22 protein-coding genes are annotated in these 25486 nt (G+C 64.7%); 10 read left to right on the forward strand and 12 right to left on the reverse strand.

Features of this window, described 5'->3' with window-relative positions; translation table 11 throughout:
- Positions 1-34: 34 nt before the first annotated feature.
- The 7 genes from GYH29_RS18570 to dusA form a co-directional block, all read right to left on the reverse strand.
- Entirely contained in the window at positions 35-871 is an 837-nt protein-coding gene (locus GYH29_RS18570) for a PhzF family phenazine biosynthesis protein (protein WP_043590746.1), read from the reverse strand.
- On the reverse strand, positions 868-1326 hold the full coding sequence (locus tag GYH29_RS18575; RefSeq protein ID WP_019104480.1) for a DUF4124 domain-containing protein: 459 nt from the start codon (positions 1324-1326) through the stop codon (positions 868-870). Before GYH29_RS18575 ends, GYH29_RS18570 begins: the two co-directional genes overlap by 4 nt.
- Positions 1327-1565: 239 nt before the next feature.
- Positions 1566-1946 carry a RidA family protein gene (locus GYH29_RS18580; RefSeq protein ID WP_019104481.1) on the reverse strand — a complete coding sequence of 127 codons (381 nt, stop codon included), beginning with the start codon at positions 1944-1946 and terminating at the stop codon, positions 1566-1568.
- A complete protein-coding gene (gene hemW / locus GYH29_RS18585; protein ID WP_118268279.1) occupies positions 1946-3157 on the reverse strand; it encodes a radical SAM family heme chaperone HemW in 1212 nt (403 codons plus the stop codon). The genes GYH29_RS18580 and hemW overlap by 1 nt, the downstream gene beginning before the upstream one ends.
- Before the next feature lie 49 nt (positions 3158-3206).
- A complete protein-coding gene (gene rdgB, locus GYH29_RS18590; protein WP_107731525.1) occupies positions 3207-3800 on the reverse strand; it encodes an RdgB/HAM1 family non-canonical purine NTP pyrophosphatase in 594 nt (197 codons plus the stop codon).
- 206 nt (positions 3801-4006) lie between these two features.
- On the reverse strand, positions 4007-5077 hold the full coding sequence (locus GYH29_RS18595) for an ABC transporter substrate-binding protein (protein WP_161524237.1): 1071 nt from the start codon (positions 5075-5077) through the stop codon (positions 4007-4009).
- Between the two features lie 334 nt (positions 5078-5411).
- The gene (gene dusA / locus GYH29_RS18600) at positions 5412-6440 is read right to left on the reverse strand and encodes a tRNA dihydrouridine(20/20a) synthase DusA (RefSeq protein WP_019104485.1); all 1029 of its coding nucleotides are present in this window, start codon (positions 6438-6440) and stop codon (positions 5412-5414) included.
- 430 nt (positions 6441-6870) lie between these two features.
- Here dusA and GYH29_RS18605 point away from each other — a divergent pair, with 430 nt between their 5' ends.
- The 10 genes from GYH29_RS18605 (at position 6871) to GYH29_RS18650 (ending at position 19877) form a co-directional block, all read left to right on the forward strand.
- A complete protein-coding gene (locus GYH29_RS18605) occupies positions 6871-8898 on the forward strand; it encodes a glycoside hydrolase family 3 protein (protein WP_039756853.1) in 2028 nt (675 codons plus the stop codon).
- Positions 8899-9146: 248 nt separating this feature from the next.
- Complete coding sequence (locus tag GYH29_RS18610; protein WP_198001601.1) at positions 9147-9908, forward strand: AraC family transcriptional regulator; 762 nt, start codon at positions 9147-9149, stop codon at positions 9906-9908.
- Positions 9909-10108: 200 nt separating this feature from the next.
- On the forward strand, positions 10109-11038 hold the full coding sequence (locus GYH29_RS18615; protein ID WP_161524238.1) for a DMT family transporter: 930 nt from the start codon (positions 10109-10111) through the stop codon (positions 11036-11038).
- Between the two features lie 43 nt (positions 11039-11081).
- Positions 11082-11903, forward strand: coding sequence for a BKACE family enzyme (locus tag GYH29_RS18620; RefSeq protein ID WP_161524239.1), 822 nt, complete (start codon positions 11082-11084; stop codon positions 11901-11903).
- A 30-nt stretch (positions 11904-11933) separates the two neighbouring features.
- A complete protein-coding gene (locus GYH29_RS18625) occupies positions 11934-12602 on the forward strand; it encodes an alpha/beta hydrolase (RefSeq protein ID WP_161524240.1) in 669 nt (222 codons plus the stop codon).
- Between the two features lie 12 nt (positions 12603-12614).
- Positions 12615-13817 (forward strand): 3-oxoadipyl-CoA thiolase, encoded by a 1203-nt coding sequence (gene pcaF, locus GYH29_RS18630; RefSeq protein ID WP_161524241.1) that lies wholly within the window; start codon positions 12615-12617, stop codon positions 13815-13817.
- A gap of 52 nt (positions 13818-13869) precedes the next feature.
- Positions 13870-15081: an 8-amino-7-oxononanoate synthase family protein gene (locus GYH29_RS18635; RefSeq protein ID WP_081574183.1), complete on the forward strand. Its 1212-nt coding sequence runs from the start codon at positions 13870-13872 to the stop codon at positions 15079-15081.
- Complete coding sequence (locus GYH29_RS18640; protein WP_198001602.1) at positions 15074-16285, forward strand: MFS transporter; 1212 nt, start codon at positions 15074-15076, stop codon at positions 16283-16285. Before GYH29_RS18635 ends, GYH29_RS18640 begins: the two co-directional genes overlap by 8 nt.
- A gap of 17 nt (positions 16286-16302) precedes the next feature.
- A complete protein-coding gene (locus GYH29_RS18645) occupies positions 16303-17907 on the forward strand; it encodes a carboxyl transferase domain-containing protein (RefSeq protein WP_161524242.1) in 1605 nt (534 codons plus the stop codon).
- A 5-nt stretch (positions 17908-17912) separates the two neighbouring features.
- Entirely contained in the window at positions 17913-19877 is a 1965-nt protein-coding gene (locus GYH29_RS18650; RefSeq protein ID WP_161524243.1) for an acetyl/propionyl/methylcrotonyl-CoA carboxylase subunit alpha, read from the forward strand.
- Between the two features lie 71 nt (positions 19878-19948).
- Here the strand turns inward: GYH29_RS18650 and cyoE are convergent, their stop codons facing one another.
- From cyoE to cyoA, 5 genes are read right to left on the reverse strand one after another with little or no spacing between them, the layout of a single operon-like run.
- Positions 19949-20854, reverse strand: coding sequence for a heme o synthase (gene cyoE, locus GYH29_RS18655; protein ID WP_039754342.1), 906 nt, complete (start codon positions 20852-20854; stop codon positions 19949-19951).
- A 22-nt stretch (positions 20855-20876) separates the two neighbouring features.
- A complete protein-coding gene (cyoD, locus tag GYH29_RS18660; RefSeq protein ID WP_043591087.1) occupies positions 20877-21197 on the reverse strand; it encodes a cytochrome o ubiquinol oxidase subunit IV in 321 nt (106 codons plus the stop codon).
- Positions 21194-21808 carry a cytochrome o ubiquinol oxidase subunit III gene (cyoC, locus tag GYH29_RS18665; RefSeq protein ID WP_019100421.1) on the reverse strand — a complete coding sequence of 205 codons (615 nt, stop codon included), beginning with the start codon at positions 21806-21808 and terminating at the stop codon, positions 21194-21196. Before cyoC ends, cyoD begins: the two co-directional genes overlap by 4 nt.
- Positions 21809-21823: 15 nt before the next feature.
- Positions 21824-23866, reverse strand: a complete 2043-nt coding sequence (gene cyoB, locus GYH29_RS18670) for a cytochrome o ubiquinol oxidase subunit I (RefSeq protein WP_019100422.1) — start codon at positions 23864-23866, stop codon at positions 21824-21826.
- 7 nt (positions 23867-23873) lie between these two features.
- Complete coding sequence (gene cyoA, locus GYH29_RS18675) at positions 23874-24809, reverse strand: ubiquinol oxidase subunit II (protein WP_332086449.1); 936 nt, start codon at positions 24807-24809, stop codon at positions 23874-23876.
- Positions 24810-25486 lie beyond the last annotated feature (677 nt).

The raw sequence follows: 25486 nt of genomic DNA on the forward strand, positions 1-25486 counted from the left end.
CGCCGTCAAGAATGGAGACGAAGAGCGATGAAACTCACAAAAATATCTCTCCGCGCCCTACCCTCTGCACTCGCCCGCCCACTAGGATCTCGCCCTCGGCGCCCACTTGCAGATGCAGCACATTGGGCCGCGCCAGCGCCGCCCCCTGCTCCACTCGCCACTGCAAGGGCCCAAGGCCGTTGAGCGCGCACCAGCCGCCCAGATTGGCGCATGCCGATCCGGTGCCTGGATCTTCCAGCACTGCGCCCTGCTGTTCGAAAAACAGCCGCACGGTGGCGACGCCGCCGTCCTCGTGCCACAGATAGGCGACGCTGCGTCCCGGCCTCAAGGTGGCGTCGCGCAGCAGCAAGGCATGCACCGGACGGGCGCGCAACACCGCGCCGGCGCTGGCGGCGCGAATCAGCAGCTGTTCGCTGCCGGTGTCCACCCATACCGGCTCCAGCGCGATGTCCTCCTCGTCCAGCCCCAGCATCGCCGCGGCCTGAGCGCGGCTGAGGCCGGCGGCGCGCGCGCTGGGCGGGTTCGCCCGCAAGGTGTAAACGCCGTCGCTGTGGAGGATGGGAATCAGGCCGGCGTTGGTGCGCAACTGAAAGCGGGAGTCCAGCTCCCCGCGCCAGTGCAGCGCCGCCGCCGCGCCCAGCGTGGGATGGCCGGCGAACGGCAGTTCCTGGCTGGGGGTGAAGATGCGCAGCCGCGCAGCCGCCTCCCCGTCCGGGAACAAAAATACGGTTTCCGACAGATTCATCTGTCTGGCCAAGAGCTGCATCTCGCGCTCGTCCAGCCCGCTGGCGTCGGAGAACACCGCCAGTGGATTGCCGCCAAAGCGCTCCTCGGCGAACACATTGACCAATTCGAACGAATACCCGCTCATGCCCCCTCCCGGAATGGATGACACGCCGCCGCGGCCAGTTTTTCCTCGACGCCGGCCAGACGCTCGGCCAGGGACTTCCTGGCCGGCGCAGCCGCCAAGGACTGCCGCAAGCGCCGCTGTTGAAGCTCCAGACCATGACAGCGGCGACGCGCTTTGTCCAGTTCCCGCGCCTGCGTATTCTCGGCGCGGCTGCGTTGCGCCTGTCGCCGCCGGGCCTCGCGCGCCTCCTCGGCGGCCCAGCGCCGGCTTTGGGCCTGGGACTCGGCCACGCCCCGGCGCTGGCGCTCATCCTGTTCCACCACGCTCAACGGGGGCGGCCGGAACGCTTCCGCCGCGCCGCCGTCGGCGCAGGCCCGGTCGCGGTAGGTCAATCCGCCTTCCGCGTCCCGACATTTGTAAACCTGAGCCCAGACCAGGCCCGGCAGCAATAACAACAGTGCGATCCAGATGCTCATGCGACCTCCGCGGCAGGAATGAACGATCCAGATAGTTAACATGAAAAAAGGCGGCCTGGGCCGCCTTGTGGTCTGACATTTCGAGCAGTTGGGCTGCTCAGAGCCTGTTTACGATCTCGCGAGCAAGAGCGAGACAAGGCAAAACGAGCGAAAAAGCGGAATGGTCACGTGGTACATGAGCATTTTGAGGATGTTTTCAACGCCGTATCGCCAACGCGCAGCAGATCGTGAACAGGTTCTTAGAGCACCAGAACCGCTTCCGCCTCCACCAACACGCCCTTGGGCAGGCTGGCCACGCCCACGGCGGCACGCGCAGGGAAGGGCTGGCTGAAATACTGACCCATGATTTCGTTGAAGATGGCGAAATTGGACAGATCGGTCAGGTAAGCGTTGAGTTTGACGATCTGGTCCAGGCTGCCGCCGGCGGCTTCGCATACCGCCTTCATGTTCTTGAACACCTGGTGGGTTTCAGCGGCGAAACCGCCTTCCACCACGTTCATGGTGGCCGGGTCCAGCGGGATCTGGCCGGACAAGTAAACGGTGTTGCCGGCTTTCACGGCTTGCGAGTAAGCGCCGATGGCGGCCGGGGCCTTGTCGGTGTGAATGATTTCCTTAGCCATTATTCATCTCCTTCTTTCAGGAACAGGGTTAATAAGTCATTGAGGAAGCGTTGGCCCTTGAGCGTGGGCCGCAACATCACGGCGTCGCGCTCAATCAGGCCTTGCGCCTCGGCTTGCGTCAACGCGGATTGTATGCCGGACAGCGGCAGACCGGTGCGCTCTTGGAACAGACGCAATTCGAAGCCTTCGGTCAGCCTCAGCAGATTCATCATGAATTCGAACGGCAGTTCGTCGCGCGTCACCTTGCGGCTGCTTTGCAAGGGCTTGCCCTCGGCCACCGCTTTCAGATAGGCGGCCGGCTGCTTGTGACGCATCTGGCGGACAATGCCCGCGTGGCTGCTGATCTTGCCGTGGGCGCCGGCGCCGATGCCGATATAGTCGCCGAACTGCCAGTAGTTGAGATTGTGCCGCGCGCGGCGGCCCGGCCGCGCGAAGGCCGAGGTCTCGTAGTGCTCGAAACCGGCGGCGGCGAGCCGGGCTTCGATCGCCTCCTGCATGTCGGCGGACACTTCGTCGTCCGGCAGATTGCGCGGCGTCTCCACGGCGAACAGGGTGTTGGGTTCTATCGTCAGATGATAGGCGGACAGATGGGTGACCCCGTAGGACAAGGCGGTGTCCAGATCGGCCAGCGCCTCGTCCAGGGTCTGCCCAGGCAGCGCGTACATCAGGTCCAGATTGACGTTGTCGAAGTGGCTGAGCGCGATGTCGATGGCGCGGCGCGCCTCTTCGCCGTCGTGAATGCGGCCCAGCGCCTGCAGATGCGCCGGCTTGAAGCTCTGGATGCCGATGGACAGGCGGTTGATGCCGGCCTCGCGGTAGCCGCGGAAGCGCTCGGCCTCGAAGGTGCCGGGGTTGGCCTCCATGGTGATTTCCGCGTCCGGCTGCAGCCGCATGCGCGCGCGCACGCCGGCCAGCAACGCGTCCATCGCCTGCGGCGAGAACAGGCTGGGCGTGCCGCCGCCCATGAAGATGCTGCTCAGCGGACGGCCCCAGACTTCGGGCAGGCTGAACTCCAGATCGCGCAGCAAGGCGTCGACATAGGCCATCTCGTCGAAGCCGCTCTTGGGCTCGTGCGAGTTGAAGTCGCAATACGGGCATTTGCGCACGCACCACGGGAAATGGATGTACAGCGACAGCGGCGGCAGCTCCGTCAAAGCGGGCTGCCCGCCCAAGCCCCCAAGCGCGGACAGCGAGATCTTGGTCACCTGCACGTTGCGGATCCTTGTCGCTTCAGCCGGGCGCAGAAAGGAAGAAAGGGCTTCATGCCAGCGCGCGCAGCTTGGCCAGCAGCGCCTGCATCGCCTGGCCGCGGTGGCTGACGCGGTTCTTCTCCGCCGCGTCCAATTCGGCCACGCTACAGCCGTGTTGCGGCAGCCAGAAATGCGGATCGTAACCGAAGCCGCCCGCGCCGGCCGCCTCGTCTCTCACCTCGCCGAACCACATGCCGTCGGCCACCAGCGGCTGCGGATCGTCGGCGTGGCGCACCAAGACCAGCACGCAGTAATACCAGGCGCGGCGGTTGGCTTCGCCTTGCAGCGCCGCCACCAGCTTGGCGTTGTTGGCGGCGTCGGACTTGGGCTCGCCGGCGTAGCGGGCCGAATACACGCCCGGCGCGCCGGACAATGCCTCGACGCAGATGCCGGAGTCGTCGGCCAACGCCGGCAAGCCGGTCATGCGGCTGGCGTGGCGCGCTTTTTCCAGCGCGTTTTCCAGGAAAGTGTGGTGCGGCTCCGGACATTCCGGCACCTGCAGCTCCACCTGCGGAATCACTTGTATGCCCAGCGGCGCCAGCAGCGAGGAGAATTCCTTCAGCTTGCCGACGTTATTGCTGGCCATCACTAATTTATCGAACATGAGAACTCCATCGAATGCGACGCAGCCCCGACGACGCCGGGGCTGCGGACATAAGTATAAGAACTTATTCAAAGTCTCGCGAGCTAGCGCGAGACAAGGCGAAAACCGCTGAGAAAGCGGAACGTGCACGTGGCACATGAGCATTTCGAAGCGGTACTCACCGTGCCACCCCTCACGACACGCGGTAGACTTTGCTCAAAACAAGCTTAACGGCTGACCTTCACTTCCGTCCACATCCGCGCCAGCGAGCGCCGTTCCACCGGCGTCAGCTCACGCAGCACCGTCCATTTCTTCACGGTGTCCGGCGTCGGATCTATCACCGGATGAGCTTTCAAATCCGCTCGAAAGAAGGGCGCGGCGGTCTTGACCGGATTGGTGGCGCCGTTGAGATTGGTCAGTTGGGCGGCGTTTTTGCCGTCCAGCATGAAGTTGATGAACTGATGCGCCAGGTCCGGGCGTTTGGCGCTGGCCAACACAGCCATGGTGTCCACGCCCAGCTCATTGCCTTCCTTCTGCGCCACATTGACGATGTGGAAGCGGCGCTTGGCCTGCCGCGCATCTTCTGCGGCCTGGAAGAACTCGGTGGAATAGCCCAGCGACACCCAGATATTGCCCACCGCCAACTCTTTCAGATAGCTGGCGTTGGAGAAGGTGGCCCAGTAGGGCTTGGCCTGCTTGATCACCGCCTGCGCCGCGCGATAGTCGGCCTGGCTGGCGGTGTTGGGGTTCTTGCCCAGGTAGAACAGCGCGGCGGCGAACACCTCGCGCGAGCTGTCCAGCACGGTGACCTTGCCCTTGATCTTCTGCAGCACCTTGGGATCGAAGATCACCGACCAGCTGTGCGGATCGATGCCCAGTTTCTGCAGGCGCTCCGCGTTGTAGCCGACCGAAGTCAGCGACAGCACCGTGGGCACGGTGTAGCGGTTGCCCGGATCGTAACTTTGGGACAAATAGGCGGGGTCGACGTTCTTCAGATTCGGCAGCTTGGCGTGATCCAGCGGCCGCAGCAGCTTCTGTTTGCTCATCGCCTCGATCACGAAGCTGGATGGAAACACCATGTCGTAACCCTTGGCCCCGGCCGCCAGCTTGGCCAGCATTTCCTCATTGTCGCCGTAGTAATTCTGCACCACGCGGCAATCACAGCTTTTCTCGAACTGACGGAGGATGGCGTCCGACAGCGAGCCGCTCCAGTTATAGATGTGCAAGACGTCCTTGGGTCCGGCCCAGACGGCGGACGACAGGATGGAGGACAATAGGACAAGCTTCAGCGGTTTCAATTCAGATTCACCTCCAGACAGCCATGACCAGCATGGCGAACAGAAAAGGCGGCAAGCCGCCATGGCGGGTTTTCCTCTTGGGAAGCCCCGCGACGTAGAACCTGTTCAAAGTCCGCTTAGCATCGACAAGCGTCGCGTTCTGATACCCATGCGCGGTAGGCGCATTAACGCTTCTTCAACGGTTTCGGTCTTGTCTCGCGCTAGCCAGCGAGACTTTGAACAAGCTCTTAAATACGGCGGCGTCGGGCCCGGCCTCGGCAAGAACAACGCTCTCGCCTTGCTACAGCAGACCCCGTCGCCGCGAATCCGTTCCTGGCCGCAACGGCCAGGCGGTTTATTCGGCGCGGCGGGCTGCGCCCAGCGTCGCCTCCAGCGCCTGTTGCAGCAGGCGCTCGTCGGCGCCGTCCAGCAATTTGGCGTCGGACAGCATGCGCCGCCAGTTGCGCGCACCGGGAATGCCCTGAAACAGGCCCAGGATGTGGCGGGCGATATTGCGTGTCTTGTGACCCTCGGCCAGGCGCGCCGCCACATAGGGCATCATCGCGGCCACCACCTGCTCGCGCTCCGGCGCGGCGCCGCCGCCGTAGTAGCGCTGGTCCCAATCCGCCATCAGCCAGGGGTTGTGGTAGGCCTCGCGCCCCACCATCACGCCGTCGACGTGGCGCAGATGCTCGTCAATGTCGGCCTGGCTTTTGACGCCGCCGTTGATCAAGATTTCCAGATCCGGACGCTCCTGCTTCAGCCGATAGACGTAATCGTATTTCAAGGGCGGGATTTCGCGGTTTTCCTTGGGGCTCAGGCCTTTGAGGATGGCGTTGCGCGCATGGACGATGAAGGTGCGGCAACCGGCGTCCGCCACCTGGCCGACGAAATCGCTCAGGTAATCGTAATGCTCGATGCGGTCGATGCCGATGCGGTGCTTGACCGTCACATCGATGGACACCGCGTCGCGCATCGCCTTGACACAGTCGGCCACCAGCTGCGGCTCGGCCATCAGGCAAGCGCCGAAAGCGCCTTTCTGCACCCGTTCCGACGGGCAGCCCACGTTCAGATTGACCTCGTCGTAGCCCCACTCAGCCGCCAGCTTGGCGCAACGCGCCAGCTCCGCCGGCTCGCTGCCGCCCAGTTGCAAAGCCAGCGGATGTTCCGCCTCGTCGAAACGCAGGTGGCGTTCAACGTCGCCATGCAACAACGCTCCGGTGGTCACCATCTCGGTGTACAGCCAGGCATGCCGAGTGATCTGACGCGCGAAATAGCGGTAGTGACGGTCGGTCCAATCCAGCATCGGCGCCACCGATAAACGGCGCGGCGGCAAGCCGTCGCTGTTCCCAACCCTAGAATGCTGCACTCCGCTGTCCTGCATCGTATCCATATCCACCCGAAACCAGATCGCCGCTCAGCGCTGGCGGCAGACCGGCCCGCCATCGCGCTAAGCGTTTGAAAAAAGGCATGAATTATCCTCCCGCACCCGAACAAGGGTCAAGCATTTAGGCAAAAACACCGAGCAATCAAAGGGATATGGCGATTATGGCCCAACGATTCTCCCCCGCAGGCAACTTTTTCAAAAATTGAATTTCATAAGCTTTAACCTCGGCAGCGGCTTCTTCGCGCCGGACGCGCCTGGCAGGGGTGTCTGGCGTGCCAATCCATTACTAACAAGAATCATTCACAAATGAATATATTCAAGAAAAGAGAATCCAGCCCTCGCACCTGTCCGCCGGACCAGCGTTGCAGGCTGTAGGGCGGGCCTGCCCGCTATTCCGGATGTTTCCACTTCAGCACAAGGTTGACCCATGTTTAAACCACACTCCCTGCGCTTACCCGCGCTGATGCTATTGCCGGCGCTGCTGAGCGGCTGCCTGGAACAGCCCAGCGTCGAACAGCAAGCCGCGCGCATCGTCGAACAAATGAGCCCCCGCGAGAAAATCGGCCAGAAAATCATGATGGCCTTCCGCTACTGGTGCCCGGACGATCAGCCCGCCTGCACCGCCGGCATGACCGAACTGCCGGAAGCCGCCAGCCGCGCCTTGCGCGACAACGCCATCGGCGGCGTGATTCTGTTCGCCAACAATCTGACCGATCTGCAGCAAACCCGCCGCCTGTCCGAGCAGATCCGCAAGGCGCGGCCGCAAAACAGCCCGGTCGGCCTGTTGATTGGTTCTGACCAGGAGGGCGGCAATGTCTTCCGCCTGCCGCGTCCGCTGGCCACCAGCTTTCCCGGCAATATGGCGCTGGGCGCCGCCTATGAAGCGACTCGGGATAGCGGCCTGGCCCGCGACTCCGGCCGCGTGCTGGCCGCCGAGATCCGCGCCGTCGGCTTCAACGTCAACTTTGCCCCGGACGTGGACGTCAACAGCAATCCGCTCAACCCGGTGATCAATGTCCGCGCCTACGGCGACGACCCGGCCACCATCAGCCTGCTGGGCCAGGCCACGACGCAAGGCATGCGCGAGCAAGGCGTGATCGGTTCCTTCAAGCACTTCCCCGGCCACGGCGACACCGCCACCGACTCCCACTACGGCCTGCCGGTAGTCAACAAATCCCGCGCCGACGCCTACGCCATCGACCTGGCGCCCTACCGCCAAGCCATCGCCTCCGGCCAGCCCCCGGAGATGATCATGACCGCCCACATCCAGTACCCGGCGCTGGACAACAGCCAAATCACCGCCCGCAACGGCGAACGCATGATCGCGCCGGCGACCATGTCGCGCAAAATCCAGCACGATCTGCTGCGCGGCGAGATGGGCTACCAGGGCGTCACCGTCACTGACGCGCTGGACATGAAGGGCATCAGCGATTTCTTCGAGCAGGCCGACGCGGTAATCAAGGTGTTCCAGGCCGATGTCGACATCGCGCTGATGCCCACCGAGTTCCGCACCGCCGCGCAAGCCGGCCGGCTGCGTCAATTAATCGACCAGGTGGCCGCCGCGGTGGCGGACGGACGGATAGACCGCGCCGAACTAGACCGCTCGGTGCGGCGCATCGTGGCAATGAAGTTGCGCAACGAGGTCACCCCTGCCGGCGAAGCCAAGCCGCTGCCGGAGTTGAGCACCATAGGCGGCGCGGAACACCGCGCGGTGGAAGATAAGATCACCCGGCACTCCATCACCCTGCTGCGCAATCAGGGCGCGGCGCTGCCGTTGCGCTCGCCCAGCCAGCGCATCTTCATCCTGACGCCCTGGGGCGAACAGGCCGAGGCGATGCGTCGCCGCTTTGATGAGAAAGGCTATCGCCAAGTCAGCGGCGCCAAGCTGAGCGCCACGCCGTGGGAAGCGCAGAAACAGGCGATCGATCAGGCCGACGTGGTCGTCATCGGCACCTTGGCCACCGGCGTCAGCCCAGTGGAGCGCAACGGTGACCCCAACGCGCCGGCCATCGCGCCGCGGATGAAGCGCAGCCTGCAGACCGAGCCGGCGCCGGCCGCCGGCAACGGTTCCCTGGTCTTCAATGTGGCGGAAGACCTGCCCGCGCTCCGGACCCGCTTCGCCCGCAGCCTGTCCGCGCCGCCGCTCAGCGAGGCGCAGCAAATGCGCAATGCGATGGAATACGCCAAGCGGCAAGGCAAGAAGCTGATCCACGTGACCCTGCGCGCGCCTTACGACGTGATCAATTACGACGATCTGGCAGACGCCACGCTGGCCACCTACTCCTACTACGGTTATGAGAACGGCCTGCGCGGGCCCTCCATGCCGGCGCTGGTGGACGTGATGCTGGGCGCGAACCCGCCCGGCGGCAAGCTGCCGGTGGCCATCCACGCGCTGGACGAAAACGGCCAGCCGGGCGCGCTGCGCTACGCGCGCGGTTTTGGGCTGAGCTTCTGACAAAGCATCGCTCTTCTTAACCCTCCTCCTAACGCACCGCGGCCCTCCGGCCGCGGTGTTTTCTTTTGTCCCTGCGGCGGGCGGCTCCGCTGATCCAAGGCATTCGCATTGAAATAGACACAATTTATACTGTATGAATATTTTGTGCACTGCAGTATCATGAGCCTGAACCGACGGCTGAAGACGCCCGCACAACAGGGCCGCAAGCTGCGCGGAACCGGGCTACCCTCAAATAAGAAAGCAAGCGCATGGCCATAGAATCCAACGCCGTCCTACCGGACTTCGCCGCGTGGAGCATGTCCAAGGACTTTCCTAGCGGTCATCAAATCGGCCGCCACCAACACCGCGAAGGCCAACTGATTTTCGCCGTCTCCGGCGTGATGGAGCTGTCTACCTCCGACGGCCTGTGGCTGGTGCCGCCGCAGCGCGGCGTCTGGATGCCCCCGGCGGTGGAACACAGCATGCGCGCCCGCGGCACGGTGTCGCTGCGCACGCTGTACATCCAGTCTCCCCACTACCTGGCGCAGTTGCCGCTTTGCTCCAAGGCCATCGCCATTTCGCCGCTGATGCGGGAACTCATCATCCGCCTGATGCGCACTCGCGGCATTCCGCACGCGGACCAGAAGGAAGGCCGCTTGCTGGACTTGCTGATCGACGAAATCGAATGGTCCAGCGAAACGGCCTTGCCGCTGCCCCCGCTGGGCGATCCGCGCTTGCAACGGGTATGCTCGGCGATTCTGGCCAATCCAGGCGACCGCCGCGGCCTGAGCGAATGGGCGGAACTGGTGGGCGCGTCCAGCCGCACGCTGGCGCGCTTGTTCCAGCAGGAGTTGGGCGTGTCCTATCTATACTGGCGCCAACAAGTATGCGCAATGGCGGCCCTGCCGCGGCTGGGCGCTGGCGAGCCGGTCACCCTGATCGCCTCCGACCTGGGCTATGAAACCCCCGGCGCGTTTTCCTCCATGTTCCGCCGCATTATGAACGCGGCCCCCAGCCAGTACTTCTCCTGATCTCATAAGCTGTTCAAAGCCGCGCCCACATGAGCGAGGCTTTGAACAGCCTCTCCTCCGCCCCACGCGCCGGCACGGTTTTGCCGCAGCGCAGCATGATTGTCCGTTTTGAAGCAGTAATTGTCCGCTTGCAAGAAGCCTGAACCAAACCGTTTCAATATGATAAATGGCTATTGAAACCGCTGTCTGGCCAGGTGACCATGTCCCATCCCAACTACGACGCCAAACGCTATTGGCTGCTGATTCTGGCCGCCACCTTTTTGTTCGGCTCCACCTTTCCCACCTCCAAGATCGTGCTGTCGGAAATGCCGCCCTTGTGGGCCGCGGTGGCGCGCTTCACTGCCGCCGCCGCCGGCATCGTGCCCATTTTGCTGTGGCAGCGCTTCCGCTATCCGCGCGCTTTCGTCCGCCCGCACCCCTGGGGCGTGCTGGCCTTGATCGGGCTGCTGCAAACCGCCGGCTCGATGGGCTTTCTCAATATCGGGCTGCGCAGCACTACCCCGGCCAAAGCAGCCATTCTGATGGCCTGCACCCCACTGATCGTGGCCTTGATGTCGCGGCTGGCGCTAAAGGAAAAAATTCACCCCCTGGCCGCCGTCGGCCTGGTCCTGGCCTTCTTCGGCGTCGCCGTCTGCATAGGCTTGAACAAGCTGGACGGCTTCGGCGCAGGCGACGCGCTGGTGCTGTGCGGCGCCGCCTGCTGGGCGGCGTCCACGCTGGTGGTCAAGGGCAGCCGCATCGTAATCAACGTCTGGGCGCTGACCTTCTGGCAGATGCTGGTGGGTTCGGCCTGCCTGGCGCTGTTGGCCTGGGCCGGCGGCGAAGTCCCGACGCCGCCGCACAGCGAGCGGGTGCTGATCGCTTTCCTGTGGCTGGCGCTGCCGGCCACCACCGGGGCCATGGCGCTGTGGTTCATGGCGCTGGATCTGGGCGGCGCGGTGCGCACCAGCGGCTTCCTGTTTCTATCCCCGCTGTTCGCCACCCTGATTTCCTTCGCCGCCTTCGGCTATTCGCTGTCGCTGCATGAATTGATCGGCGGCGTGCTGATCGGCATCGGCATTTATCTGGTGTCCAAGCGCCCAACCTCCGCCGCGCAGCCTCAAACCGCTCCAGCAGGCGACCAGATCTGAGCGCCGTCGCTTTTTACCCTTTATTCACATGAGCTTTCCCACCATGCAAAAACTCATCATCACCGCCGCCGTCAACGGCGGCATCACCAGCCGGCAGAAACATCCGGGCGTACCGTTCTCGCCGGAGGAGATCGCCCAGGCCGCCTACGAATGCTGGAACGCCGGCGCGGCGGTAGTCCACATCCACGCCCGCAACCCGGACGGCACGCCCAGCTACGACGCGAACGTCTACGGCGAGATCGTCCGCCGCATCCGCGAGCGCTGCGACATCCTGATCAATCTGAGCACCTCAGGCCTCAACCTGCCGCCGCAACTGGAGAAGAAGGAAGCCTGGAATCACCTGCCCTTCCGCCCCGACATCGCCTCCTTCAACTGCGGCTCGGTCAACCACGGCAGCAAGCCCTTCATCAATCCGCCGGAGCTGGCGCGCGCGCTGGCCTTGGATATCCGCGAATACCGCGCCAAGCCGGAGATCGAGGTCTACCACCAGGGCATCATCGGCGAGGCGCTGAAACTGCAAGAAGACGGCTACCTGAGCGGCCCGCTGTGCTTCAGCTTCGCCATGGGCATACAGGGCGGCGCCGCCGCCACTTGCAAGAACCTGCTGCATTTCGTCGAAAGCATTCCGCAGGACAGCGTGTGGTCCGCGCTGGGCATAGGCAAACACCAGCTGGCGATCAATCTGCACACCCTGCTGCTGGGCGGCCATGTTCGCACCGGCCTGGAAGACAACGTCTATTACCGCTACGGCGAACTGGCCCGCGACAACGCCCAACTGGTGGAGCGCCTGGCGCGCCTGGCCGGCGAAGTCGGCCGCGATATCGCCTCTCCCGCCGAAGCCAAGCAGATTCTGGGCATTCACTAAGAACCAAGCCATTAAGTAAAGACACACTACATGAGCACGATCGATCCCAATCCGCATAAAGAACAGGGCCTGGAAATCTACGGCGCGCCGCTGAACCAGGCCAAACTGGCCGTGGTGCTGCTGCACGGCCGCCGCCAGAGCGCCCAGGACGCCTACAAGAACGGCGAGGCCATCGGCCTGGCCGACGTCGCCTACATCCTGCCCAGCGCCAAGGACCGCACCTGGTATCCGCACAGCTTCATGGCGCCGCTGGACAGCAATCAGCCCTCGCTGGACCAGGCGCTGGATTGCGTCGAGGCCACCATCGAAGAATTGCGCGGCTACGGCTTCGCTAACCGCCAGATCGTATTGATGGGCTTCTCCCAGGGCGCTTGCCTGGCCGCCGAGTACATCTATCGCCGCCCCGGCCCGATAGGCGGGCTGATCGCCTTCTCCGGCGGCCTGTTCGGCCCCGACGAGGCCGCCTGGAGCGCGCCGTCCGCGGCGCTGGACTTCCCGGCCTTCTTCGGCACCAGCGACAGCGACAGCTGGATGCCGCTGGAGCGGATCCAACGCAGCGCCGAGGCCTTCCGCCGCGCCGGCGCCAAGGTGGATTTCCGCGTTTATCCGGACATGCCCCACCACGTTTGCGCCGACGAAATCGACGCGGCGCGCGATTTGCTGTCCGCGCTGTTGCAACCGCAAACCAGCTTGAGCTGAGAGGAGACCGCGATGACCGACGCCTTCATCTGCGACGCCGTGCGCACCCCCATCGGCCGCTTCGGCGGCGCCTTGTCCGGCGTGCGCGCCGACGATCTGGCCGCGGCGCCGCTGCGCGCGCTGCTGGAGCGCAATCCGGGCCTGGACCCGGCGGCGATAGACGAAGTGATCCTGGGCTGCGCCAACCAGGCCGGCGAGGACAACCGCAACGTGGCCCGCATGAGCCTGCTGCTGGCCGGCTATCCGGAGAGCGTCCCGGGCCTGACCGTGAACCGCCTGTGCGCGTCCGGCCTGGACGCGGTGGCGCTGGCGGCGCGCGCAATCAAGTCCGGCGAGGCAGAGCTGCTGATCGCCGGCGGCGTGGAATCCATGTCGCGCGCGCCCTTCGTGATGCCGAAGTCGGAAAAAGCCTTCGGCCGCGACATGCAGATCTACGACACCACCATAGGCTGGCGCTTCGTCAATCCTGTCATGGAGAAGCAATACGGCGTGGACACCATGCCGGCCACCGCGGAGAACGTGGCTCGCGAATTCGGCGTTAGCCGCCAGGATCAGGACGCCTTCGCTCTGCGCAGCCAGCAGCGTTACTTCGCCGCGCTGGAAACCGGCGCCTTCGCCGAGGAAATCGTGCCGGTGACGATTCCTCGCCGCAAGCAGGACCCGCTCATCGTCAGCCGCGACGAGCACCCGCGCCAGACTTCGCTGGAGGATCTGGCCAAGCTCAAGGCGCTGTTCGGCCCGGAATCCAGCATCACCGCCGGCAACGCCTCCGGCGTCAACGACGGCGCGGCGGCGATGATCGTCGCCTCGGCCGCGGCGGCACAACGCCACGGCCTGCGTCCGCGCGCGCGAGTGCTGACATCGGCCAGCTCCGGCATCGCGCCGCGCATTATGGGCGCGGGCCCGATCGAGGCCAGCCGCAAGGCGCTGCGCCAGGCCGGCCTGGGCATCGAGGACATCGACATCATTGAACTGAACGAAGCCTTCGCCGCTCAGGCGCTGGCGGTCACCCGCGCGCTGGACCTGCCGGACGACAGCGAACGGGTGAACCCCAAGGGCGGCGCCATCGCGCTGGGCCACCCGCTGGGGATGAGCGGCAGCCGGTTGGTGTTGACCGCCGCCGCGCAGTTGCAGGCCAGCGGCAAGCGCTACGCGCTGTGCACCATGTGCGTGGGCGTGGGACAGGGCGCGGCTCTGATTCTGGAGCGGGTATAAGCCGGACGAGGCGGCCATGACGGCCGCCGCCAAACCATACGAGGGGGGAAACATGCATCAACACGCCAATATCAAAAAAGCCATTCAGTTGAGCAACAGCTTCTGGGACATCACCACCCAGGCCGGCATGGCCAATATCGTCACCCGCAACCTGGGCGACGGCCGTCACGAGGCGGTGGCCAACGGCCGGCGCTTCGTCAATATGTCGTCCTATTCCTATCTGGGCCTGGACTCGCACCCGGACATCCTGCAAGCGGCGGCGGACGCGGTGCTGAACACCGGCTCGTTGAATACCTCGATTTCGCGCATCCGCGTGCAGTTCGACATCCTGCAGCAGGCCGAGGACGCGCTGGCGGAACTGGTGGACGCGGAAACGCTGACAGTGCCGTCCTGCGCCGCCGCCGCCGCGGCCGCCCTGCCCCTGCTCGCCTCCGGCGCGCTGACCGAGGATGTGCCGCCCTTGATGGTGTTCGACAAGAACGCCCACTTCTGCCTGAACATGATGAAGCCGATCTGCGCCGACGAGGCCGAGATCCACACCATCCGCCACAACGATCTGAACGCGCTGGAAGACCTGTGCAAAACGCATGCGCGCGTGGCCTACGTCGCCGACGGGGTCTACAGCACCGGCGGCATGGCCCCGGTGCCGGAATTGCTGGCGCTGCAGGACAAATACGGTTTGTTCCTGTTTTTCGACGAAGCTCACGGTCTGTCCACGCTGGGCCGCCATGGCCGCGGCCTGGTACTGGAAACCATGGGCGGCATCAATGAACGCACCTTGATCGTCACCTCGCTGAACAAGGGCTTCGGCGCGTCCGGCGGCGCCATCTTCCTGGGCCCGCGCCACGACGCGGAGCGCCGCAAGCTGGCCACCCGCTTCGGCGGACCTGTGACTTGGTCGCAACGCATCAACACCGCCGGCCTGGGCGCCATCATCCAGTCCGCGGCCATTCACCGCTCCGAGGAGCTGCCGCGGCTGCAACAACGGTTGCAGGACAATATCCGTCTGTTCGACCAACACGTGGCCTCGGACAACAGCGGCGAACCGCTGCCCATCCGCTTTGTCTCCATCGGCTCGGAAGAAAACACCATCTTCTACGCCAAGAGCTTGCTGGAAGACGGTTTCTACACCTCGCCCATCTTCTTCCCGGTGATCGCCAAGGGCCGCGCCGGCCTGCGCATCATGATCCGCGCCAATATGACGACGCAGGAGATCGAACGCTTCGCCGCCTGCCTCAATCAGTTGCGAGCCGCCCATGAGTGAGAAAACCCTGACCGCGCCGCAAGCGGCGCTGGCGCAGCCGGCCGGCCGGCTGATGGCGCTGGCCTGCCTGATCGTGTTCATGGCGCAGATGGCCACCACCGTGTATCTGCCTTCGCTGCCGGCGGTGATGCGGGAATTGGCGATGAGCCAGAGCCTGGTGGAGATGTCCATTTCCGGCTATGTGGTGGGCGCGGCCTTGCCGGTGCTGTTCTGGGGCTCGGCGGCCGACCGCTGGGGCCGGCGCGGACCGCTGCTGATTTCGCTGGCGCTATTCATCGTCTGCAGCCTGCTGCTCGCCTTCGTGTCCAACGCCGCGGAGCTGCTGGCGCTGCGCGTGGCGCAGGGCATCGCCGGCGGCGGCGCGGCCATCATCGCCCGCATCATCGTGCGCGATCACTGGCGCGGCGACGATCTGGCTCGCAAATTATCCGTGCTGTCCATCGCCTTCATCACCGCGCTGGGCGGCGGCCAGTTCATCGGCGGTCTGATCGGCAAATACAGTCATTGGGAAGCCGGTTTCGCCTTGATGGCGGTCACCGGCGTCGCGGCGGCGCTGCTGAGCATGGGCCTGCCGCTGCAAGCCGGCCGCCCGGCCGCCGCGGCCTCCGGCCCCAGCCCGTACTGGAGCATCCTGCGCCGCCCCGGCTTCCTGTGGCCGGCCTGCGCCGGCGGTCTGGGCTTCGCCACCACGGTGACCTTGCAAGAGGTCAGTCCCTTTGTGTTTCAGGAGCACTTCGGCCTCGCGGTAGCCGGCTTCGGCAACGTCGGCCTGTTGATCGGCCTGTCCTATTTCAGCGGCGCCATGGTGGTGAACCGCCTGGTGGCCCGCGTGGGCGGGCTGCGCCTGATGCGCGCCGGCGCGGCGCTGCTGGCCGCGGCCACGCTGGCCATGCTGCTGGGCTGGCATCTGGGCCTGCTGGAGCGCCTGCCCGGCCTGTGGCTGTTCATCGGCCTCTACTGCCTGACCATTTTCGGCCAGGCCGTGCTGTTTCCCAACAGCATGGCCACCGCCGTCAGCGACGCCAAGGAGCACGGCGCGCACGCGATGGCGCTGTGCGGCTTCCTGCAGCAGGGGCTGGCCGGCATCGCCGCCACCGTCTCGGTGCTGCTGCATCACGATGGCGCCTGGACGCTGGCGGTGGCCGCCCTCGGCCTGTTGACCCTGTTCCAAGTGCTGTTCAAGGTGCGCCCGCGCGCGTCCTGAATCGAGGAAGCTTATTCATGTCCCGTATTGAATCCCGCGTTCCCGCCTCCGGCGAGGCGTTTGAACGCAATGCCGAAGCCTACCGCCAACTGCGCGAGTGCATCGCCTCCGCCCGCGACGCCGCCCTGCAAGGCGGCGGCCCCGAGGCGCGCGCCAAACAGGCGGCCAAGGGCAAGCTGTCCCCGCGCGAGCGCTTGTCGCTGCTGCTGGACCCCGGCACGCCCTTTCTGGAGATCGGCCAACTGGCCGCCCACGAGGTTTACGACCACGCGGTGCCTTGCGCCGGCATCGTCACCGGCATCGGCATCGTCGCCGGCCACGCGGTGGCGGTGTTCGCCAACGACGCCTCGGTCAAGGGCGGCACCTATTACCCGCTGACGCTGCGCAAGCATCTGCGCACCCAGCAGATCGCCCGCGAACAAGGCCTGCCCTGCCTCTATCTGGTGGATTCCGGCGGAGTCTACCTCCCCTTGCAGGAAGACATTTTCCCGGATGAGCAACACTTCGGCCGCATCTTCCGCAATATCGCCGAGATGTCGGCGCTGGGCCTGCCGCAGATCTCCGCGGTGCTCGGCTCCTGCACCGCCGGCGGCGCCTACATCCCGGCGATGAGCGACGAAACCATCATCGTGCGCGGCAACGGCTCCATCTTTCTGGGCGGCCCGCAACTGGTGCGCGCCGCCACCGGAGTGATCGTGGACGCGGAAACCCTGGGCGGAGCCGACGTGCACGCCCGCGACAGCGGCGTGGCAGACCACTATGCGCTGAGCGACGAGCACGCGCTGCGGCTGATGCGCGACATCGTGGCCCGCCGCGGCCGCGGCAGGCAGTACGCGCCGCCGCAAACGCCGCGGCCGCCGCGTTATGATCCGGCTGAGCTGGCCGGCATCGTCAGCGCCAACCCGCGCGAAGCGATTCCGGCGCGGGAAATCCTGGCCCGGCTGCTGGACGACTCCGCCTTCGCCGAATACCGCGCCCGTTTCGGCGCCACCATTCTGTGCGGCACCGGCCACATCGGCGGCTATCCGGTGGGCGTGCTGATCAACGACGGCGTGCTGTTCTCGGAGAGCGCGCAAAAAGCGGCCAACTTCATCGAACTGTGCGCGCAGCGCGGCATTCCGCTGCTGTTCCTGCACAATATCAACGGCTTCATGGTGGGCGCGGAATACGAGGCCGGCGGCATCGCCAAGCACGGAGCCAAGATGGTCAACGCCGCCTCCTGCGCCCGCGTGCCCAAATTCAGCATCCTGATCGGCGGCAGCTACGGCGCCGGCAATCTGGCCATGTGCGGCCGCGCCATCGGCCCGCAGTTGATGGCGATGTGGCCCAACGCCAAGACCACGGTGGTGGGCGGCGAACAGGCGGCGACGGTGCTGGCGCTGATCCGCGCCGAGCAGCTGGAAAAACAGGGCAAGGCCTGGACGCCGGAAGAAGAGGAAAGCTTCAAGCGGCCGATCCGCGACGCCTACGAGCGCCAGGGCCAGGCGCTGTACGTGGCGGCCCGCATGTGGGTGGACGCCATCGTCGACCCGGCCCAGACCCGCGAATGGCTGGCGCTCAGCCTGGCGCTGGCCGCCGCCGCTCCCGTCCAAGACACCCGCTTCGGCGTTTTCAGGATGTAAACACCATGTTCAAACGAATTTTGATCGCCAACCGCGGCGAGATCGCGCGCCGCATCGCCCGCAGCTGCCGGCGGCTCGGTATCGAGCATGTCGCCGTCTACTCCACGGCCGACGCCGGCGCGGCTCACCTGGAAGGGGCCGCGGAGCGGCGCTGGATAGGCGAGGCCCCGGCCAGCGCCAGCTATCTGAATGGAGAGGCCATCATCGCCGCGGCGCTGGCCAGCGGCTGCGAGGCCATTCATCCCGGCTACGGCTTCCTCTCGGAAAACGCCGACTTCGCCCGAGCGGTGACCGCCGCCGGCCTGGTCTTCATCGGCCCGGACGCCGACACCATCGCCCAGATGGGAGACAAAGCGCGCGCGCGTCAGTTGATGGCGGCGGCGGGCGTGCCGGTAACGCCGGGCTCGGCGGAGGCCACCGAATCCTACGGTCTGATCCTGGAGAGCAGCGCCGAGATAGGCTATCCGGTCATCCTCAAGCCGGTGGCCGGCGGCGGCGGCAAGGGCATGCAGGTGGTGTGGGAAGAAGCCGCGCTGCGCGAGGCGGTGGACGCCGCCGTGCGCGTCGGTCGCTCCAGCTTCGGCGACGGCCGCTTGCTGGTGGAGCGCTACATCGCCCAACCGCGCCACCTGGAAGTACAGGTGTTCGGCGATAGTCGCGGCAATGTGGTGCATCTGTTCGAACGCGAGTGCTCCTTGCAGCGTCGCCACCAAAAAATCATCGAAGAGGCGCCGGCCTGCGCGATGCCGGCCGCCACCCGCGCCGCGCTGCTGGACACCGCGGTGCGCGGCGCGGCAGCCATCGGCTACCGGAACGCCGGCACTTTTGAATTCATTCTGGCGCCGGACGGCCAGTTCTATTTCCTGGAGGTGAACACCCGCTTGCAGGTGGAGCACCCGGTCACCGAGGCCGTCACCGGCCTGGACCTGGTGGAATGGCAGCTGCGCGTGGCCGCCGGCGAAGCCTTGCCGCTGCGCCAGGAGGAGGTCCGCGCAGATGGCCACGCCATCGAATGCCGAGTCTACGCCGAAGACCCGCTGCGGGAATTCGCGCCCATGCCGGGCAAGGCGCTGCTGGCGCGCTGGCCGCAAGGCTGCCGAGTGGACGCGGCCTTCGACGGCGGCGGCGGCGAAGTACCGGCCTTCTACGATCCAATGCTGGCCAAGCTGATCGCCCACGGCGGCAACCGCGGCGCGGCGCTGGACACGCTACAGGCCGCCGCGCGCGACACCGCGCTGCCGGGCCTGACCAGCAATCTGGGCTTCATCGACCGGCTGCTGCGCGAACCGCGGGTGCGGGCCGGCCTGCTGGACACCCATCTGGTCGACCAGCTCGCCGCCGCGCCGGAAAGCGCGCCGGTGGCCGAAGCCGTCGCCTGCGCCGCAGCCGTCGAACTGGCGCTGAACTGCGCCGAATCATCCTCGCCCTGGCAGGGCGGCATCGGCCCCCACGACCGCGCCGCGCTGGACCCGGACGCGCCCTTGGGCCGCCTGAGCTATCGCGCCGGCGCTTCGCGCTGGCAGGCCCGGCTGCTGGAACGCGCCGGCGCCCATGCCCGCGTGGCGGTGGGAGAACGGAGCCTGTGCGTGGAACTGAGCCGCGACGGCGAGCTGTGGCGCGGCGAGGTGGACGGGCTGCGCTGGAGCGCCCTGCCCTGCGGCGACGACATGGAGCTGACGGTGGGCGGCCATCGGCTGCGCTTGCAGGCGGAGCAGCCGGAGGCAGCCGAGGCGGACGCCGACGCCGGCCAACGGGTAACCTCGCCGATGCCGGGCACGGTAGTGGCGCTGCCGGTGGCCGTCGAACAGCGCGTGGAAGCCAACCAGGTACTGGCCGTGGTCGAAGCGATGAAGATGGAAAACCGGATCTATGCGCCGCGCGCCGGCGTCGTCAGCGCGCTGCACTGCCGGGTGGGCGACATTGTCGCCGCCGACCAAGTGCTGGTCAGCGTCGCGGCCGACGACGTGTGATCGCGCTCTAGCCGCTCAGCCATGAAAAAAGCGCGGGCCACGGCCCGCGCTTTGTCTTGGCTTGCTGACATTCAGGACTGCGCGGTGGCGCTCAGGCCGGCCAGCTGTTGACGTTCCGGCTGCCGGAAATCCACCGCCATCATCACGGATAGCGCGGTGATGGTGATGATGGAAAAGAAGAACACCTGACGCGCCCAGACGCGGTCGTCGGTGCTGCTCTTGTAGCCGGACAAGGCCATCTTCAGCCACCACAGGCTGGTGGCTCCGGCCACCGCCAGATAGCCGTAGCCGGCGTATCCGCCGAAAGCCAGCATCGCGGTGGCGGCGCCGAAGGCCAGGATGTAAAGCACGATCTGGCGCTTGGCGCTGGAAATGCCCTTGACCACCGGCAACACCGGAATCCCCGCCGCCTGGTAATCCTGCAGGCGGAAGATGGCGATGGCGTAGGAATGCGGCATCTGCCACAGACAGAACATCAGCAGCAGAATAGCCGCGCCGGCGTCGAAACGGCCGGTCACCGCGCAGTAGCCGGCGACCGGCGGCACCGCGCCGGACAAGCTGCCCACCAGGGTGCCGTACACCGAATGGCGCTTCATATAGAGGCTGTACACCCCCACATAGATGACGAAGCCGAACAGCACGCAGCCGAAGGCCAGCGGATTGGTCCAGCGCCACAGCGCGTAGAAGCCGGCCAGGCCGAGCAGCAGGCCGTGAGCCAGCGCCGCCCGGGTGCTCATCGCGCCGGTGACCAACACCCGCTTGCGGGTACGGGCCATCTTGGCGTCGATGTCCTGGTCTATGCAGTTGTTGATCGCACAGCCGGACGCCACCACCAGCGAGAGGCCGGCCAGCGTGGCCAGCAGCAAGCTCCAGTCAACCCGGCCCTGGGCCGCCAGCAGAAAGCCGCCGACGGCCGAGATCAGGTTACCGAAGATGATGCCCGGCTTGGTCACCTGCAGATAGCGCTTGAATTTCAAGGCGGTCTCTCTCAACGCCGTCTCAACGCATCATCAGCGCGTCGGCGGTGTAGATGATCCAGATCGACAGCCCGACCAGCAGCACGATCACCATGCCGGTGAACAGGAAGGACATGGTGTTGAGCTTGCCCTCCTTGCTGAAGTCCAGGTGCAGGAAATACTTCAGATGCACCACGATCTGCACCACCGCCAGCGCGAAGATGCCGATGGCCGTCGCCTGCGGCGTGAAGGCGCCGCCCATCACCATCCAGAACGGAATGGCGGTGAGCACCACCGACAGCAGGAAGCCGATCAGATAGCTTTTCACGCTGCCGTGCGCGGCGTGTTCATGTGCCTGGCTCATCCCATGGCTCCTTTCAGGTAGACGACGGTGAACACGCAAATCCACACGATGTCGAGGAAGTGCCAGAACAGCGACAGGCAGTTCAGGCGCGTCATCGCGCGGCCGGTCAGGCCGGTCTTGGCCACTTCCATCATCATCACCGCCATCCAGATCAGGCCGGCGGTCACGTGCAGGCCGTGCAGCCCCACCAGGCCGAAGAAGGCCGACAGGAAGGCGCTGACCTGCGGGCCGTGGCCCTCGGAGATCAGGTGATGAAACTCGTTGATTTCCAGGCCGATGAAGGCGGCGCCAAACAGGAAGGTCATGCCCAGCCAGCCCAGCACCGCGGATTTATTGCCCTTCTGACCGGCGATCATCGCAAAGCCGTAGGTGATGGAGGACAGCAGCAGCGCCGCGGTTTCCACCAGCACGTATTGCAGATCGAAGATATCCTTGCCGGACACGCCTTCCGCCACATTGCGGAACAGCACGGCGTAAGCCGCGAACGCGCTGGCGAACAGGATGCAGTCGGTCATCAGGTAGAACCAGAAGCCCAGCACGGTTTGCGAACCGCTGTCGTGGTGCTCGTGGTCCTCATGCGCTTCGTGCGCGTCTTTTACATAAGTCGTCATGTCGGATTCAGCCCCTTACGCGGTGGTGGTCGGACGCACAGCCTTTTGCGGCTGGGCCGGATCACGCTCAGTGTAGTTGTCCACGTCGATGCCCAGCTTCTCGAAGCGCTCGCGCTCGATGGCTTCCACTTCCTCCGGCTGCACGTAGTAGTCCAGGTCGTTGTCGTAGGCGCGCGCCAGCATGCAGCCAACGATGCCCACCAGGCCAACGATGGCCAACCACCAGATATGCCAGATCAAGGCGAAGCCCAGCACCGTGGTAAAGCCGCCGATGTAGACGCCCACCGCGGTGTTCTTCGGCATGTGGATGGGCTCGTAGGACTTCGGCACCGCATAGGCCACGCCTTTTTCCTTCATGTCGGTGAAGGCGTCGATGTCATGCACCACCGGCAGCTTGGCAAAGTTGTAGAACGGCGCCGGCGACGAGGTGGACCACTCCAGGGTATGGCCGTTCCACGGGTCGCCGCTGACGTCGGCCAGCTTCTTGCGGTCGCGGATGCTAACCGCGATCTGCAGCAGTTGGCAGGCGATGCCGCAGGCGATCAACAGCGCGCCGAACAGCGCCAGGTACAACCACGGCTCCCATTCAGGATTGGTGGTGTAGTTCAGGCGGCGGGTCATGCCGAGGAAGCCCAACACATACAGCGGCATGAAGGCGAACATGAAGCCGATCTGCCAGAACCAGAACGAGGCCTTGCCCAGTTTCGGGTTCAACTTGAAACCAAACACTTTCGGGAACCAGAAGGTCACGCCGGCCAGGTAGCCGAACACCGCGCCGCCGATAATGGTGTTGTGGAAGTGGGCGATCAGGAATAGGCTGTTGTGCAACACGAAGTCCGCGCCCGGCACCGCCATCAACACGCCGGTCATGCCGCCGATGGAGAAGGTGACCATGAAACCCAGCGTCCACAGGATGGGAGTTTCAAAGCGCAGGCGGCCGCGGTAGATGGTGAATAACCAGTTGAACAGCTTCACCCCGGTCGGGATCGAAATGATCATGGTGGCGATGCCGAAGAAGGCGTTGACGCTGGCGCCGGAACCCATGGTGAAGAAGTGATGCAGCCACACCATGAAGCCCAGGATGGAAATCGCGCCGCTGGCGTAGATCATGGACTTATGGCCGAACAGGCGCTTGCCGGTAAAGGTGGACACCACCTCGGAGAAAATGCCGAAGGCGGGCAGCACCAGAATGTACACCTCGGGGTGACCCCAGGCCCAGAACAGGTTCAGATACATCATGGCGTTGCCGCCGGCTTCCGCGGTGAAGAAATGGAAATCCAGGTAACGGTCCAGGCTCAGCATGGCCAGCGCGCCGGTCAGGATCGGGAAGGAACTGGCGATCAGCACATTGGCCCAGGTGCAGGTCCAGGTGAAGATGGGCATGTCCATCAGCTTCATGCCCGGAGCGCGCATCTTGATCACGGTGACCAGGAAGTTGATCGCCGTCAGCGTCGTTCCTATCCCTGATATCTGCAAGGCCCAGGTGTAGTAATCCACCCCCACGTCTGGACTGAATGCAATGCCAGCCAAGGGCGGATAGGCCACCCAGCCGGTGCGGGCGAAGTTGCCCACGCCCAACGACAGGTTGACCAGAATCACCGCCGCCACCAGCAACCAGAAGCTCAGCGAGTTCAGGAAGGGGAAGGCCACGTCGCGCGCGCCGATCTGCAGCGGCACCACGATGTTCATCAGGCCCGTCATGAACGGCATCGCCATGAAAATGATCATGATCACGCCGTGGGCGGTGAAGATCTGATCGTAGTGATCGGGCGGCAGCACGCCATGGCTGCCGCCGGTGGCGATGGCCAGTTGCGCGCGCATCATCAGCGCGTCGGCGAAGCCGCGCAGCAACATGATCATGGCGACGATGATGTACATCACGCCGATCTTCTTGTGGTCGACCGAAGTCAGCCACTCATGCCACAGATAGCCCCATTTGCCCATTTTGGAGATCAGGGCCACCAGCATCAGCCCGATCAGGCCGGCGCCGCCCAGCGCGCCCATCACGATGGGTTCGTGGAAAGGGATGGCGTCCAGCGTCAGTTTGCCTAACAGCATGTCTTGATTACTCCTTCACCGTCAGCGGTTCACACAGGCTCTTGGCCAGCGCGGCCAGCTTGACGTCGGCCTCGGTGGCGGCCAGCGAGGTGCGGCCGGTCATGTATTTGTGCAACACGCCCTGGAACAGATAGGGGGTGACGGCGCCGTAATAGGCTACCGGGTTCTTTTCGCTAGGCAGCACCAGGCCGCGATAGCCGTTCACGTCCAGCGTCTTGCCGGAAGCCTTGACCTTGGCCACCCAGGCATCGAACTCAGCCGGCGTCTTGGTGGCGACGGCGTTGAACTTCATGCCGGAGAAGCCGGCGCCGCTGTAATTGGCGGAGAAGCCCTTGTACACGCCCGGCTCATGCGCCAGCAGATGCAACTGGGTCTGCATGCCGGCCATCGCGTAAATCTGGCCGCCCAATTGCGGGATGAAGAAGGAGTTCATCGCCGCGTCGGAAGTGATCTTGAAATTCACCGGCACATTGCTGGGGAAGGCCAGCTCGTTGATCGTGGCGATCTGCTGTTCCGGGTAGATGAACAACCATTTCCAGTTCAACGCCACCACCTGCACCTCGATCGGCTTCTGATCCGAATCCAGCGGGCGGTACGGGTCCAGCTTGTGGGTGGTTTCCCAGGTGAGCACGGCAAGGAAGGCGATGATGATGCAGGGAATCAGCCAGACCACCAGCTCGATCTTGGTCGAGTGCGACCATTTGGGCTCGTAGACGGCGTCCTTGTTGCTGGCTCGGTACTTCCAGGCGAAGAACAGGGTCATCACGATCACCGGGATGACCACCAACAGCATCAGCGCGGTTGCCGTGATGATCAGGGACTTCTGCTCCGCCGCCACCGGGCCCTTGGGGTCAAGGATTCCGCCTTGACACCCGGCGAGCAGCAACGCCGAAGCAACAGCAAGTCCCCGCCACAGGCGTGAGGGTCTTTGGTTTCTCATCATTTACGACTTTACGGGTTGAACATTCTTGTTATCTCGCCCGGGCGCTACGGCTGCGCGCCATCGGCCCCGGCGGCGGTAATCCAGGCCCGGCTCATGACCGGACGGCAACAGCGAGCCCTTGCGCGGCCGACGGCCATGCAAATGCTATCGTCATAATAAAAAACAATGCGGAACTCGCAGCGCGAGCTGATCAAAATCGAAAGGTCGGTATGATCAATCGACAGGGGCGACGTGAATCGCTCCAAGTGGATGACGCGACAGGAGAGCGGCGACAGCCGGCTTTCTCCTGCTGGGACATCACAACGCTGACAGCCGGCGAACCCTCGGGCGGAGACGCGTCTTCCAGCGGGCAAGCGGCCCTGGACGGCGCAGAAAGCGGCGGGAGCATCCCGGTTGTGAAGCCAGGCGGCGCTATTAAAAACAGTTCGCCCCCAACTTTCAAGGGCAAATTTGATCCAGGTTAATGGCCGCCCGCAGGGCAAAACCAGATCACTTGTTACAGATCAATGACAAAAATAACGCCCAAGCTCAGACATGGCGTGATCTAGAACGAAAGCATGAAGTAAATACTCGAACATATATACAGTTTCAAACTGTTACAAAAAAGCCGGAACTCCCCCCTTTGCGGTGCACAAAAACAACGCGATTCAACACAAATCGCAACAAAAACATAAACC

This window comes from Chromobacterium haemolyticum, assembly GCF_009936155.1.
GTDB lineage: Bacteria > Pseudomonadota > Gammaproteobacteria > Burkholderiales > Chromobacteriaceae > Chromobacterium > Chromobacterium haemolyticum.